This window comes from Kaustia mangrovi (assembly GCF_015482775.1).
GTDB classification, from domain to species: Bacteria; Pseudomonadota; Alphaproteobacteria; order Rhizobiales; family Im1; genus Kaustia; species Kaustia mangrovi.
Genome location: NZ_CP058214.1, coordinates 2,381,449 through 2,395,271 on the forward strand (window position 1 = coordinate 2,381,449; position 13,823 = coordinate 2,395,271).

12 protein-coding genes and 1 pseudogene are annotated in these 13,823 nt (G+C 71.0%); 3 read left to right on the plus strand and 10 right to left on the minus strand.

The features are described from left to right. Positions 1-45: 45 nt before the first annotated feature. Both HW532_RS11055 and HW532_RS11060 read right to left on the minus strand, forming a co-directional pair. Positions 46-1,071, minus strand: a complete 1,026-nt coding sequence (locus tag HW532_RS11055) for a GlxA family transcriptional regulator (protein ID WP_213160537.1) — start codon at positions 1,069-1,071, stop codon at positions 46-48. Continuing rightward, a complete protein-coding gene (locus HW532_RS11060) occupies positions 1,046-2,263 on the minus strand; it encodes a pyridoxal-phosphate-dependent aminotransferase family protein (RefSeq protein WP_213160538.1) in 1,218 nt (405 codons plus the stop codon). Before HW532_RS11060 ends, HW532_RS11055 begins: the two co-directional genes overlap by 26 nt. Positions 2,264-2,444: 181 nt before the next feature. Between HW532_RS11060 and HW532_RS11065 the strand changes: the two genes are divergently transcribed. Beyond that, positions 2,445-3,299 (plus strand): thermonuclease family protein, encoded by an 855-nt coding sequence (locus tag HW532_RS11065; RefSeq protein ID WP_213160539.1) that lies wholly within the window; start codon positions 2,445-2,447, stop codon positions 3,297-3,299. On the opposite strand, the gene HW532_RS11070 is transcribed toward HW532_RS11065, so the two are convergent. The 7 genes and pseudogenes from HW532_RS11070 to hutI all read right to left on the minus strand — a co-directional run bounded on the left by HW532_RS11070 (position 3,296) and on the right by hutI (position 10,319). Further along, the gene (locus HW532_RS11070; protein WP_213160540.1) at positions 3,296-4,279 is read right to left on the minus strand and encodes a threonine/serine dehydratase; all 984 of its coding nucleotides are present in this window, start codon (positions 4,277-4,279) and stop codon (positions 3,296-3,298) included. The genes HW532_RS11065 and HW532_RS11070 overlap by 4 nt on opposite strands. 53 nt (positions 4,280-4,332) lie before the next feature. Then, a complete protein-coding gene (gene pdxY / locus HW532_RS11075; protein WP_213160541.1) occupies positions 4,333-5,175 on the minus strand; it encodes a pyridoxal kinase in 843 nt (280 codons plus the stop codon). An 81-nt stretch (positions 5,176-5,256) separates the two neighbouring features. Next, entirely contained in the window at positions 5,257-5,727 is a 471-nt protein-coding gene (locus tag HW532_RS11080) for a RidA family protein (protein WP_213164530.1), read from the minus strand. Between the two features lie 72 nt (positions 5,728-5,799). Continuing rightward, a pseudogene (locus tag HW532_RS11085) lies at positions 5,800-6,186 on the minus strand (flavin reductase family protein); the annotation flags it as partial. A 233-nt stretch (positions 6,187-6,419) separates the two neighbouring features. After that, on the minus strand, positions 6,420-8,102 hold the full coding sequence (gene hutU / locus HW532_RS11090) for a urocanate hydratase (protein ID WP_213160542.1): 1,683 nt from the start codon (positions 8,100-8,102) through the stop codon (positions 6,420-6,422). A 184-nt stretch (positions 8,103-8,286) separates the two neighbouring features. After that, complete coding sequence (gene hutC, locus HW532_RS11095; protein WP_213160543.1) at positions 8,287-9,072, minus strand: histidine utilization transcriptional repressor HutC; 786 nt, start codon at positions 9,070-9,072, stop codon at positions 8,287-8,289. Continuing rightward, on the minus strand, positions 9,069-10,319 hold the full coding sequence (gene hutI / locus HW532_RS11100) for an imidazolonepropionase (RefSeq protein ID WP_213160544.1): 1,251 nt from the start codon (positions 10,317-10,319) through the stop codon (positions 9,069-9,071). The genes hutC and hutI overlap by 4 nt, the downstream gene beginning before the upstream one ends. A gap of 64 nt (positions 10,320-10,383) precedes the next feature. Here hutI and HW532_RS11105 point away from each other — a divergent pair, with 64 nt between their 5' ends. After that, positions 10,384-11,781 carry a formimidoylglutamate deiminase gene (locus HW532_RS11105; protein WP_213160545.1) on the plus strand — a complete coding sequence of 466 codons (1,398 nt, stop codon included), beginning with the start codon at positions 10,384-10,386 and terminating at the stop codon, positions 11,779-11,781. Between the two features lie 13 nt (positions 11,782-11,794). After that, complete coding sequence (gene hutH / locus HW532_RS11110) at positions 11,795-13,330, plus strand: histidine ammonia-lyase (RefSeq protein ID WP_213160546.1); 1,536 nt, start codon at positions 11,795-11,797, stop codon at positions 13,328-13,330. Between the two features lie 21 nt (positions 13,331-13,351). Here the strand turns inward: hutH and HW532_RS11115 are convergent, their stop codons facing one another. Further along, on the minus strand, positions 13,352-13,819 hold the full coding sequence (locus HW532_RS11115) for a RidA family protein (protein WP_343068624.1): 468 nt from the start codon (positions 13,817-13,819) through the stop codon (positions 13,352-13,354). Positions 13,820-13,823: the final 4 nt, after the last annotated feature.

Sequence of the window (13,823 nt, forward strand, 5' to 3'; positions counted from 1 at the left end):
CGGGCACCGCCTCCAGAGGCTTGCGGCCGTTTCACGGCCGTTATTTCAGGCGAGCGCGAGCGGTGCCCGCTCCGCCGCCGTGCGCCGGTAGACGGAGGGCGGCATGGCGAAGCGCGCCTGGAACACCTTCACGAAGTGCCCGTAATTGGCATAGCCGCAATCGAGCGCCACATCGATGAGCGCCATGTCGGTGCCGGCGATCATGGCCGCCGCGCGGTCGAGCCTCAAGGTCTGGATCACCTGATGCGGCGACAGCGAGAGTTCGGCCAGGAAGCGGCGCTCCAGGCTGCGCCGCGACAGGCCGACGGCCGAGGCGACCTCCTCGATCCGCACGGTTCCGCCGAGCCGTTCCTCGATCAGGCGGAGCGATTGGCGAACCACCGCGCTGCGGGCATGGCGGAACCGCAGATGGGCCGGCTGCAGATGCTCGCGCGACGGCGCCCGCTGGAGGAACAGGATGCGGGCGCTCTTCTCCGCAAGCGCCGATTCGGCATGGAGATCGAGCAGGGCGAGCGCGAGATGCGCCGCGCCGACACCGCCCGCGCAGGTGATGCGGGGGCCGTGGATCTGGTAGAGGCTCGCCGTGTCGACCTCCACATCGTCGTAGCGCTCGCGGAACTCGTCGGCATGGAACCAGCTCAGGCAGCAGGTCGCCCCCTTCAGCAGCCCCGCCTCCGCCATGGCGAAGACACCGGTGCACAGCCCGACCACCGGGCGCTCGGCATCGGCCGCCCGGCGCAGATAGTCGCTCACCGCGCGGTCGTATTCGCCGGGTTCGCCCAGCACCCCGCCCACCACGACGATATAGTCGAACTCCGCGGGCGAGGTCAGCGGGCGCGTCGGCACCACCGACAGGCCGCAGCTCGACTGCACGCTGGCGCCGCGCGGTGTCATGAAGGTCCAGGAGAACCGGCGTGGATGGCTCCGGTCCGCATCGTCGGCGGCCAGGCGGATCGGATCGATGAAGCCGCTGAGCGCGGACAGGGTGAAGCGCGGCATCAAAACGATGCCGAACCGGAGCTTCGGCGCGGGCGCGCCCGCCGCCTCAGTCCTGGGGAACCGGCTCTGCATGGTCCCTGTCCTCGCCTTGCGCGACCGCCCGGTCCTGCGCCAGCGCGTCGATGGCCGCGCGGACGCCGGACCCGTGCGGGATCCCGATCTCGGTCATGGCGAGCTCCACGGTGGACAGGCAGCCGAGGATCATCGGCTCGTTGACATCGCCCATATGGCCGATCCGGAACGCCTTGCCCTCCAGCTTGCCGAGCCCGCCGCCCAGCGCGACGCCGAGCCGCTCGCGGGCATGGGTCCGCAGCGCGCGGCCCTCGTCGCACAATATGGTGGTCACGGAGCGGGCGCGCTCGTCGGCAATGACGGCGTTGAAGGACAGCGCGCCGCCCTCGCTCCACGCCTCCACCGCCCGGTGCGTCGCGCGCGCCAGCCGCTCGTGGCGACGGAAGACGGCGTCGAGCCCCTGCTCGGCGATCATGTTCAGCGCCTCGCGCAGCGCGAAGATGTGGTGCTCCGGCGCGGTGCCGGCGAAGTTCTGGTAGAACTCGCCGTCGAGCCGCATGTCCCAGTCCCAGTAGCTGCGCGCGCGCGGCGTGTCGCGGGCCGTCAGGAGCGCGCGCTCGTTGGCCGCGACGAAGGCCAGACCCGGCGGGCACATCAGCGCCTTCTGCGAGGCCGCGATCGCCACGTCGACGCCCCAGCCGTCCATGTCGAACGGCGTTGTGCCCAGCGAGGCGATGGTGTCGACGGCGAGAAGGGCGGGATGGCGGGCCGCATCCATGGCCTCGCGGATGGCCGCGATGTCGCTGGTGATGCCCGTCGCCGTGTCGGTCTGGACCGCCAGCACCGCCTTGATGCGATGGTCGGCATCCTTGCGCAGGCTGTCCTCCACGCTCTGGGGATCGATGGCGTGGCGCCAGTCTCCGGGCACGACGACGGGCTCCAGATCCAGATGGCGCGCCAGCCGCGCCCAGCCATTGGAGAACTGCCCCGTCTCCGGCACGAGCACCGTATCGCCCGGCGCGCAGATATTGGCGAGCGCGGCCTCCCATCCGCCATGCCCGTTGCAGGCATAGAGGAAGACGTGGGCACGGGTGCGGAACACCTCCTTGAGATCGGCCATGCAGGAATAGCTGATCTCCTCCAGGCGGGGATCGGAGAGATCGAGCGCCTGGCGGTGCATGGCGTTCAGCACGCGGTCGGGAATGGGCGTCGGCCCGGGCGTGTGGAGAAACTCGCGACCTGCTCGAACCATCGCTCACCTCGTCAGTCACGGAACCGCAAAACGTGAAAGAAGCGCCGGCAACACCGGCCTCCCCGATCATTACGTCATCCCATGACGCACGGCAATGCGCGACATCGGCAGCGCCCCCGTGCTGCCCCCTTCCGCCGGCGGCGAAGTCGGGCCATGCTGTCGATGGAGGAGGGGGGCTCGCATGACCGACCGCCGCAGAGGCGCCGGCATCCGGCTAGCGGGACACGGCGCCATCGCGCTGCTGGCGGCGCTCGCCTTCTGCCAGGCCGGGCGGCCGGCCCGCGCCGCCGACGCTGAGTGCGCCCTGTCAGCGCAGGGCGAGGCGGAGATCGCCGCGGTCGTCGATGCCCGCACCGTGCGGCTGGCCGATGGCCGCGTCCTGCGGCTCGCCGGCCTTCTCGGGCCGGATCAGGGGGCCGCCTCGCCGCCGAAAACCGGGGAGCCCCGCGAGGCGCTGGCCGGCCTCCTGCGGGGCGGGCGCGTCCTCGTCTTCCCGAACGGATCGCAGGCCGACCGGCGCGGCCGTATCGGGGCCCATCTCTTCGTCCGGCGCGACGGCCGGCTGGTCTGGGTCCAGGCAGCGCTGGCGGAGGCGGGGCTTGCCCGCGTCATGCCGCTCGCGACGGGCGCCTGCATCCGTCCGCTCCTCGCGCTGGAGGCCCGGGCGCGCGCCGCCGGCAAGGGGCTGTGGGCGGACACGGCCAACAGGGTCCGGCCGGCCGAGCCTCCCGGGCCGCTCTATCCGCTCGCCGGGAGCGTCCAGATCGTGGAGGGCACGGTCGCCACCGTCGCCCCGACGCGGGCACGGACCTATCTCAATTTCGGCGAGGACTGGCGGGAGGACTTCACCGTCGCCATTCCCGCCGGCGCACGCGGCGCGTTCGAAGGCAGCGCGGCCGACCCCGCAAGGCTTACGGGGCGGCGGATCCGCGTGCGCGGCTGGATCGAGCTGCGCAACGGCCCGATGATCGTCGCGACCCGGCCCGAACAGATCGAGCTGCTCGACGGGCCCGATGACGAAGCGGACCGGCGTTAGGGCGCGGTGTTCTCGCGTCGATGCGAGGTGTCCCCGCCCGCGACCGTCTCCGCCAGCGTCTCGAGCGGCACATTCGCACCGCAGACGAGAACGCCGACCCGCTCGCCCGGCTCGGGCGCATAGGCGCCGGAGAGCAGCGCGGCGAGCGCCGTCGCCCCGCCGGGCTCCGCCGCGATCCGCACATGCTCCCAGAGCCAGCGCTGCGCGTCCGCGATGGCCCCGTCCGGCACCAGAAGCGAGCGCTGCACGAACTCTTGCGCGATGGGGAACATGAGCGAGCCGGATCGGCGTGCGCCGAGCGAATCGGCGGCAAGCCCCGACACCGCCACATCCACCGGCTCGCCGGCGGCAAGCGCGGCATTGAGCGTCGCACAGCGCTCCGGCTCGACCGCCACGACGCGGATGCCGGCGCCCAGCGCCGCGGCGATGCCGCCGATGAGCCCACCGCCGCCGACCGCCACGAGCACCGTGTCGAGATCGGGGCACTGGGCCTCGAATTCCAGCCCCGCCGTTCCCTGGCCGAGCAGCGTGCCCTCCTGATCGTAGGCATGGACGGGCATCGCCCCGCTCTCCGCGATCCAGTCCTCGCTTGCCGCCAGCGCGTCGGCATAAGCCTCGCCGCCGACGACGAGATCGGCCTTGTAGGCACGAATGCGCGCGATCTTGGCGGGCGAGGAGATGGAAGGCACGAAGATCTTCGCCGGAATGCCGAGCCTCATGGCCGCATAGGCGACCGCCGCCCCGTGATTGCCTCCCGACGCGGCCACGACACCGGCCTCCGGCACGTCCGCGGTCAGGAGATTGGCGAAGGCGCCGCGCGCCTTGAACGACCCGGAATGCTGCAGGCATTCGAGCTTGAGGGCGGCGCCGGCACGAAGCCCGATCTCGTCGGCCCCGATCTCCAGGACCGGGGTCTTGCGGATATGGGGCGCGATCTGCCGGAAGGTCCGCTCGATTGCGGCGCGGTCGATGGTCGTCATGGCACTGTCTTCCCTCGGTCCCGATGGTGGATGTGGCGGCCGGTGCCTGTCCGTCACGGATGTGCCGTGCCGCCGACGAGCGAGACGGGCCAGCCGTCCACGTCGCGCAGCCGCGTGAGGACGCCGGCAAGGTTCAGCTCGTCATGGCCGATGCTCGCATTGAGCGTCTCGTCGACCCCGGCGACGGCGCGGGTGAAGGCGTCGCGCTCCTCCAGCGCGCGCAGCCTGTGGCCGAGGAGCAGGGCGGCGATGAGGTCGCCCGTGCCCTGCGGCACATAGGCCCGGCGGTGAACCTCCGCCGACAGCACCCGGCCGGCCCGCACAAGAAGATTGGCGAGCCGGTCGTTGCCCGCGGGAACCGAGGTCGCCAGCACGCAGGCCACGCCGAGGCGGCCGGCGGCCGCGATGGCGGTCTCGGCGTCCTCGATCGGCATCCCCGAGAGCCAGCCGAGCTCGAACCGGTTGGGTGTGATGCAGTCGCTTGAGGGGAGCAGCCTGTCGCGCAGGGTGGCCGCGACATCCTCGGGGACATAGAGGCCGTCCGGCAGATCGCCGAGGATCGGGTCGATGAGGACGAAGGGCGGTGTCGGGCCGGCCTTCAGCCGGTCCACGAGACCGGCGGCCGCGCAGACCTGGCTGGCGGAGCGGAAATAGCCCGTCATGACCGCATCGAGGCCGTCGAGCCAGCCATGGCCGGCGAGCACCTCGAAAATCGCCTCCAGCGCCTCGGTCTCGACGGGAAAGCCCGCGAACGCACCATGGCCGGGGTGGCTGGTGAGCACCACCGTCGGCACCGTCATCACCTCGTGGCCGAGCGCCTGGAGCACGGGCACCGCCGCGGAGTTGCCCACATGGCCGCGGACGACCTGCGAGGAGATTGCGAGGATGCGTGCCATGAGGACCTGTTCCTTCTGGGGCAGCCGGTGTCAGGCAGCGATAATCGGGCGGGTACGGGGATGTGTCTGGCGGGGGCGCATTCAGTCCCCGTCTTCGGGAATGACGGCGGTGACCTCGATCTCCATCAGCCAGTCCGGCCGGGCGAGCCCCTGGACGATCAGGCCGGTGGAGACCGGATAGACCCCCTTGAGCCACTTGCCGACAACCCGGTAGACGGGCTCGCGATGAGCCCGGTCGGTGATGAAGATCTGCACCCGGCAGATATGCTCGAGTGCGGAGCCCGCCTCCTCCAGGAGCGCCTTCACATTGCGCATTGCCTGTTCGGCCTGGGCGGCGGGATCGCCCGCGCCGACGGTCTCGGCGGTCTCCAGATCCTGACCCACCTGGCCGCGCACGAAGACCATGGTGCCGCGGGCGCGCACCACCTGGCAGAGGTCGTTGTCGAGCGCCTGGTCGGGATAGGTGTCGCGGGTGTTGAACCTGCGCAGCCGGTCATGCGCGGCGGGCGGGGCGTCGCGGCGCGCGCCGGCCTCCTTCTCCTCGTCGTGCAGGCGGACCGGGCGGCCATAGGCGCGATTGGCATAGAGCAGCGGCGGGCCCGGATCCGCGATCACGATATCGGCGACCTCGCCGATGAAGATGTGATGGGTGCCGTGGCGCACGCTCTCCTTCAGCTCGCAGTCGAAGGCGACGAGGGCGTCGGCGAGCAGCGGGGCGCCGGTCTCCGCCTGCGTCCACTGCGCACAGTCGAAGCGGTCGCCATGGCGCGGGGCCTTGCGCCCGGCAAAGATATCGGCGACCTCCGACTGGTCGCCCTTCAGCACGTTCACGCAGAAGACGCCGTTCTCCAGGATCGCCCGGCAGGCCCGGCTGCGGTGATGGATGCAGACGAGGAGCGACGGCCGCTCCGAATCGGCCGACACCGACGTCATGGCCGACACCGTCACGCCCGCGCGGCCCGCCGGGCCGTCCGACGTCACCACATTGACGGTCGAGGCGGCATGGCTCATGGCCTCCACGAAGAGGTCCCTGAGAGCCGGGTCGCTGCGTTCGACGGTGACCACTGGCGGCGCCTTCCTTTCCCGACTGAAGCCGGTCCGCGTGGCGCACGGCGCGACGCGGACGCATATTCGATCCGGCCCGAAAGATCGGCTTCCTTGCCCGCGAAAGCAAGGAGGTCTTCAAGAATCGATATCGCCCTCGGATACGGGCGGGCGGCTCCGGCGGCGCCTGCCGTCCCGCGTCACGGCGTTCCGATGCCGAGCGCGGGCAGTTTCAGCCCGTGCTCGCGCGCGCAGTCGAGCGCGATGTCGTAACCCGCATCGGCGTGGCGCATGACGCCGGTCGCCGGGTCGTTCCAGAGCACGCGGGCGAGCCGGCGGTCTGCGGCGTGCGTCCCGTCGCACACCACCACCATGCCGGCGTGCTGGGAATAGCCCATGCCGACGCCACCGCCATGGTGGAGCGAGACCCATGTCGCCCCCGACGCGCAGTTGAGCAGCGCGTTGAGAAGCGGCCAGTCGGAGACCGCGTCGGAGCCGTCGAGCATGCCCTCCGTCTCGCGGTTGGGGCTCGCGACCGAGCCCGAATCGAGGTGGTCGCGGCCGATCGCGACGGGCGCGGACAGCTCGCCATTGCGCACCATCTCGTTGAAGGCGAGGCCGAGCTTGTCGCGAAGCCCCAGGCCCACCCAGCAGATGCGCGCCGGCAGGCCCTGGAACTTGATGCGCTCGCGCGCCATGTCGAGCCAGTTGTGGAGGTGGGGATCGTCGGGGATCAGCTCCTTCACCTTCTCGTCGGTGCGGTAGATGTCCTCCGGGTCGCCCGACAGCGCCGCCCAGCGGAACGGGCCGACGCCGCGGCAGAAGAGCGGGCGGATATAGGCCGGCACGAAGCCCGGAAAGTCGAAGGCGTGCTTAAGCCCCATGTCGAACGCCATCTGGCGGATGTTGTTGCCGTAGTCGAGCGCCGGAACGCCTTGCGAATGGAGCTTCAGGATCGCCTCCACATGGGTGACCATGGAGCGCTTGGCGGCCTCGGCGACGGCCTTCGGGTCGCGCTCGCGCATGTCCTCCCACTGCTGGAGCGTCCAGCCGGCGGGCAGATAGCCGTTGGCCGGGTCGTGGGCGGAGGTCTGGTCGGTGACGACGTCCGGGCGGATGCCGCGCTCCACCATCTCCGGCACGATTTCCGCGGCATTGCCGAGGAGCCCGACGGAGACGGGCCGGCCCTCGCCCCTGGCGCGCTCGACGATCTCGAGCGCCTCGTCGAGGGTTGCCGCCTGCTCGTCGAGATAGCCGGTCTTCAGCCGCATCTCGATCCGGCTCGGCTGGCACTCGATGGCGATCATGGAGGCACCCGCCATGGTGGCCGCCAGCGGCTGCGCGCCGCCCATGCCGCCAAGCCCCGCGGTGAGGATCCACTTGCCCTTGAGGTCGCCGCCGAAATGGCGCCGGCCGACCTCCGCGAAGGTCTCGTAGGTGCCCTGGACGATCCCTTGCGAGCCGATATAGATCCACGAGCCCGCCGTCATCTGGCCGTACATCATGAGGCCCTTGCGGTCGAGCTCGTTGAAATGGTCCCAGTCCGCCCAGTGCGGCACGAGGTTGGAATTGGCGATGAGCACGCGCGGGGCGTCCTCATGGGTGCGGAAGATGCCGACCGGCTTGCCGGACTGCACCAGCAGCGTCTCGTCGGCCCCGAGCCCCTTCAGCGCGGCCACGATATGATCGAAGCATTCCCAGTTGCGCGCCGCGCGGCCCACCCCGCCATAGACGACGAGCTCCTCCGGTCGTTCGGCGACCTCCGCGTCGAGATTGTTCATCAGCATGCGCAAGGGGGCTTCGGTGAGCCAGCTCCTCGCGGAGATGTCGGTTCCGCGCGGCGCGGAGATCCTGCGGGCATTGTCGAGGCGGGTCGGGCTCATGGGGCTGTCTCGCTTTCGGTTGCCACTGGGTGTTCGCCAAGGTCTCGGGCGCCGTCCCGGAATGTGCCATCCACCGCACAGTCGCATTCATTCGTCATCCCCGCGAAAGCGGGGATCCAATGCGGCGATAGAGGCTGGATCCCCGCTTTCGCGGGGATGACGCGACGTCTGACACCCCTGGCGCTCATGGGCCTGTGTCTCCCTCGTGGGGTTCGCCATGGGCGCGGATGCGGCCGGTGGGCGAGGTGGCGTAGCGGCCGCGCAGCTCGTAGCGCCCGCCGGGATAAGTGAGGGTCGCGACCGAGGCGACCTGGCCGAAGGACCATGTGCGCCGTTCGAGCGCGAGGCAGGGCTCGTTGGCGGGAACGCTCAGAAGCGCCTGCTGGGCGTCGGTGGGAAGGACCGCGCGCACCACATGCTCGAGCTGGTCCACGGGCGCGACGGAGACGAGATAGTCCGTGGTCACGACCTCGGCGTAGTTCTGCTTCAGGAAGTCGGGCGCGACGGCGGGGTTGCAGTAGCGGTCCTCCAGCTGGACCGGCAGGCCGTTCTCGCTGTGCACGATCAGCACGTGGAACAGCGCGGTGCCGGGCTCGGTCTCGAACTGGCGGGCGCGCTTGGTGTCGGCCGCGACGGTCTCGCCGGCCTCCACACGGGCACTGTGGCGGTTGCCGCGCGCGCGGATTTCCTCCGCGATGTTGCGCAGCTCCATGAGGCTCGACTGGCCCGGCGTGCCGCGCACGAAGGTGCCCACCCCCTGGACGCGCGACAGGAAGCCCTCCTCGGTCAGCTCGCGCAGCGCGCGATGCACCGTCATGCGGCTCGCGCCGAGCTCCTCCACGAGCCGGTTCTCCGACGGGATGCGGTCGCCGACCGGCCAGTCGCCCTTGCGGATGCGGTCGACAATGTGCCCCTTGATGCGCTGGTAGAGCGGCTGGGGAACGGATGCCGGCTGGCGGAGCGGGCTCATGGGGCGAGCTCCCCCCGCACGACCGCGCCATCCTTCAGCACCGCGGCGAGCGGGTTGAAGCCCAGCGGATAGGCCAGCGCCGCCGGCGTCTCGACATCCCACAGGCAGAGATCGGCGTGCATGCCCCGCGCGATCGCGCCCCGGTCGGCGAGGCGCAGGGCGCGCGCGGCGTTGCCCGTCACGCCCTTCAGCGCCTCTTCCGGGGTCAGGCGGAACAGGACGCAGGCCATGTTCATGGCCGCGAGCAGCGAATGGACGGGCGAGGTGCCGGGGTTGAGATCGGTCGCCACCGCAATGGGCACGCCCGCCTCGCGCAGCTCCGCCACCGGCGGCAGCCGGGTTTCGCGCAGATAGTAGAAGGCGCCCGGCAACAGCACTGCGGCGGTTCCCGCCTCCGCCATCGCGGCGACGCCCGCGGCGTCGAGATATTCGAGATGGTCGGCGGACATTGCGCCATGGCGCGCGGCGAGCGCCGCCCCGCCGAGATCGGAAAGCTGCTCGGCATGGAGCTTGACGGGCAGGCCGTGCGCGCGCGCCGCCGCGAACACGCGGTCCATCTCGTCGACGGAGAAGGCGATACCCTCGCAGAAGCCGTCCACCGCGTCGGCAAGCCCCTCGCGCGCCACAGCCGGGATCATCTCGTCGGCGACGAGCGCCACATAGTCCGCGCGCGCATCGCCGTATTCGGGCGGCAGGGCATGCGCGCCGAGAAAGCTCGTGCTCACGGTCACCGGGCGGGCATGGCCGAGCCGGCGGGCGACGCGCAACATCTTCAGCTCGCTCGCTGTGTCGAGCCCGTAGCCGGACTTGATCTCGACCGTGGTCACCCCTTCCGCGATCAGCGCGTCGAGCCGCCGGAGCCCCGTTCTGAACAGCGTCTCCTCGGCGGCTTCCCGGGTCGCCTTGACGGTGGAGACGATGCCGCCGCCGCGCCGGGCGATCTCCTCGTAGGGCACCCCGGTGAGCCGCATCTCGAACTCGGCCGCGCGGTCGCCGCCATGGACGAGATGGGTGTGGCAGTCGATGAGGCCGGGGGTGAGGAGCCGCCCGCGGCAATCGACGGTCCGGGCATTGCCGGCAAGGGCCGGATCGAGCGCATCGGACGGGCCGGCCCAGACGATCCTGCCATCCTCTATCGCCACCGCGCCATCCTCCACGAGCCCGTAGGGCGCACCGCCGCCGGCCATGGTGGCCATCCGGGCATGGGTCAGGACAAGGCGGGTGCTCGCACGCGCGGTTAAGGTCATGGACGCGGCCTCAAGGAACCAGAATGCCGTTGCTGTCTATGGTTGTCTATACTACTCTTTCCGCATGCGGGAACACAAGCTCTGGTTCGAACACGCCCTGATCGGGGATGACTGGCGCCGCGACGTCGTGATGACGGTCGGGGCGGATGGCGCGATTGCCGGCATCCGCTCCGATGCGCCGGCGGACGGCGCCGTCCGCCATGAGGGTGCGGCCATACCCGGCATCGCCAATGTGCATTCCCACGCCCATCAGCGCGCCATGGCCGGGCTGACGGAGCGCTCGGGCCCGGGGCCGGACAGCTTCTGGACATGGCGCGAGCTCATGTACCGCTTCCTCGGGCGCATGACGCCGGAGGACCTTCAGGCCATCGCCGCCCAGCTCTATGTGGAATGCCTGAAGGCGGGCTACACGGCGGTCGGCGAGTTCCAGTATCTCCACCACCAGCCCGACGGGCGCCCCTACGAGACCCGCGCGGAGATGAGCCTGCGCACGCTGGCCGCCGCGCGCGAGACCGGCATCGCCATCACGCTCCTGCCGACGCTCTACGCCTACGGTGGCTTCGGGGGCGTGCCGGCGGGGGAAGGCCAGCGCCGCTTCCTCAACGATGCGGAGGGCTTCCTGCGGATCGTGGAGATCCTCGCCGGAACCATCGACGGCGACGCCGACGCCGCCCTCGGCATCTCGCCGCATTCCCTGCGCGCCGTGACGCCGGAGCTCATGGCGGAGACCCTCGCCGGGCTCGACGCCATCGCACCCGGCGCGCCGGTCCACATCCATGTCGCCGAGCAGGCGAGGGAGGTGGAGGAGTGCATCGACTGGTCGGGCGGGGCGCGGCCCGTGGACTGGCTCATGGACCGTATCGGCATCGACGCGCGCTGGTGCCTCATCCATGCGACCCATATGGACGAGGGCGAGACGGACCGGCTCGCGCAATCGGGCGCGGTGGCCGGGCTCTGCCCCCTGACCGAGGCCAATCTGGGCGACGGGCTGTTCCCGGCCCCGCGCTATCTGGCGGCTGGCGGGCGCATCGCCATCGGGTCGGACAGCCACGTCTCGCGCTCGCCGGCGGTCGAGCTCTCCATGCTCGAATACGGCCAGCGCCTGATCCACCGGTCCCGCAACGCGCTCGCCGGCGGGCCCGGGCGCTCCACGGGCCGCACCCTCTTCGACCGCGTCCGGCTCGGCGGGGCGCAGATCATGGGCCGCCGGACGGGCCAACTCGCCATCGGCGCCCGCGCCGACATCGCGGTACTGGACACCGCCGCCCCGGCGCTCGTCTCGCGCGAGGGCGACGCGCTCCTCGATTCCTGGATCTTCGCAAGCGATGGCGGAGCGGTCCGCGACGTCTATGTCGGCGGCCGGCAGGTCGTCGCCGGGGGCCGGCATGACAGGGAAGACGAGATCGCCGCACGCTATCGCGCGGCGCTGGACCGGCTTCTGGCCGAACCGTCCGCCGGATAAGGGAGGAAGCGACATGACGCGCACTGCTGTGACCATCGGCCCGCGCCCGCTCGCCTGGGCGGATCTGCGCGCCGCCCTGCGCGGCCCCGTGAGCGCGACGCTCGACGCGCAGGCGCGCACGGCCATCGCGCGGGGCGCACAGGCCGTTTCGGACCTCCTTGCGCAAGGCGCGCCGATCTATGGCGTCAATACCGGCTTCGGCAAGCTCGCCAGCCAGCGCATCGCGCCGGAGGAGCTGTCCCATCTCCAGCGCAATCTGGTGCGCTCCCACGCCTCGGGCACCGACGAGCCCCTGCCCGCCGGCGACACGCGGCTCGCCATGCTGCTCAAGATCAAGAGCCTCACGGCGGGCCATTCCGGGGTCAGGCCCGAGCTCGTCGAGGCGCTGATCGCGCTCCTCCATGCCGATATCCTGCCCGTCATCCCGCGCCAGGGATCCGTCGGGGCCTCGGGCGACCTCGCCCCGCTCGCCCATCTCTCGCTCGTCATCATCGGCGAGGGCGAGGCGCTTCACGAGGGGGTGCGCATCTCCGGCGCACAGGCGCTCGAGCGCGCCGGGGTACGCCCCGTGGAGCTCGCGCCCAAGGAAGGGCTGGCGTTACTCAACGGCACGCAGGTCTCCACCGCGCTCGCGCTGTCGGGGCTTGCGGAGGCTGAACGGGCCATGCGCGCCGGGCTCGTCGCCGGCGCCATGTCGGTCGATGCGATCATGGGGTCCGACACGCCCTTCGATCCGCGGCTCCACGAGCTGCGCCCCCATGCGGGCCAGAAGCTCGTCGCCGCCGAGCTCAGGCGGCTGATCGCGGGCAGCGGCATCCGCGCCTCCCATCTCGAATGCGACCGGGTGCAGGACCCCTATTCCTTCCGCTGCCAGCCGCAGGTGCTGGGGGCGGCGCGCGACCTGCTCGTGCAGTCCGGCCGCACGCTCCTCACCGAAGCGAATGCGGTCACCGACAATCCGCTCGTCTTCCCGGAGGATGGCGACGTTCTCTCCGGCGGGAACTTCCACGCCGAACCCGTCGCCTTCGCCTCCGACATCGTGGCACTCGCGGTTTCGGAGACCGGGGCGCTGGCGGAGCGGCGGGTCGCCGCCCTCATCGATCCGGGCATCAGCTACCTGCCGGCGTTCCTCACAAGCGATGCGGGGCTCAATTCGGGATACATGATCCCGCAGGTCACCGCGGCGGCGCTCGCGGCGGAGAACAAGCATCTCGCCCATCCCGCGAGCATCGACAGCCTGCCCACCTCCGCCAATCAGGAGGATCACGTCTCCATGGCGACCCATGCGGGCTGGCGGCTGAAACAGCTCAACGCCAATGTCCGCCGCATCGTGGCCATCGAGCTCATGGCGGCGGCGGAGGGCATCGAGTTCCGCCGCCCCTTGCGCTCCTCCGCCCCGGTGGAGGAGGCCCATGCGCTGATTCGTGCCGAGATCCCCAAGCGCGAGGCCGACAGGGCCTTCGGCGCGGAGATCGAGACCGTCGCGGGCCTGATCGCGGACGGTGCCTTCGACGGCCTCGTCGGCGACCTCGTTGCGGATGCGTTCTGACCCCTCAGGCGTGCAGGACAATCAGTCGGGGTCGGGCAGGATCGCCGTCGCCTCGATCTCCACACGCGCCTCCGGCTCCACGAGCGAGACCACCTGGACCAGCGTCATGGCCGGGAAGTTCTTGCCCATGGCGGCGCGGTAGGCCTGGCCGAGCTCCGGCAGCGAGGCGCGGTATTCGTCCATATCGGTGACATACCAGGTCAGCCGCGCGATGTGGCTGGCATCCCCGCCGGCCTCCGCGAGCACGGCGAGGATGTTCGACAGGGCCTGATGCACCTGCGCCAGGAAATCCGCCGGGAAGGTCCCGTCCGTGTCCCAGCCGACCTGTCCGGCGATGCAGACCACCTGCCCCCGGCCCATGAGCGCGTTGCTGTAGCCGCGCGGCTTCGGCCAGCCCGCGGGCTGGAGCGGCGTGAGGCCGCCGCGTTCCGTCGTGTCGGCCAGTGCGGCGTCGAGGGACGGGCCGCGCCCGTCGGTGCGGATACTCACCTTG

Coding starts and splice junctions, on each gene's coding strand:
- HW532_RS11055 (WP_213160537.1), bottom strand. CDS start 1,071: ATGCAGAGCCGGTTCCCCAGGACTGAGGCGGCGGGCGCGCCCGCGCCG.
- HW532_RS11060 (WP_213160538.1), bottom strand. CDS start 2,263: ATGGTTCGAGCAGGTCGCGAGTTTCTCCACACGCCCGGGCCGACGCCC.
- HW532_RS11065 (WP_213160539.1), top strand. CDS start 2,445: ATGACCGACCGCCGCAGAGGCGCCGGCATCCGGCTAGCGGGACACGGC.
- HW532_RS11070 (WP_213160540.1), bottom strand. CDS start 4,279: ATGACGACCATCGACCGCGCCGCAATCGAGCGGACCTTCCGGCAGATC.
- pdxY (WP_213160541.1), bottom strand. CDS start 5,175: ATGGCACGCATCCTCGCAATCTCCTCGCAGGTCGTCCGCGGCCATGTG.
- hutU (WP_213160542.1), bottom strand. CDS start 8,102: ATGAGCCCGACCCGCCTCGACAATGCCCGCAGGATCTCCGCGCCGCGC.
- hutC (WP_213160543.1), bottom strand. CDS start 9,072: ATGAGCCCGCTCCGCCAGCCGGCATCCGTTCCCCAGCCGCTCTACCAG.
- hutI (WP_213160544.1), bottom strand. CDS start 10,319: ATGACCTTAACCGCGCGTGCGAGCACCCGCCTTGTCCTGACCCATGCC.
- HW532_RS11105 (WP_213160545.1), top strand. CDS start 10,384: ATGCGGGAACACAAGCTCTGGTTCGAACACGCCCTGATCGGGGATGAC.
- hutH (WP_213160546.1), top strand. CDS start 11,795: ATGACGCGCACTGCTGTGACCATCGGCCCGCGCCCGCTCGCCTGGGCG.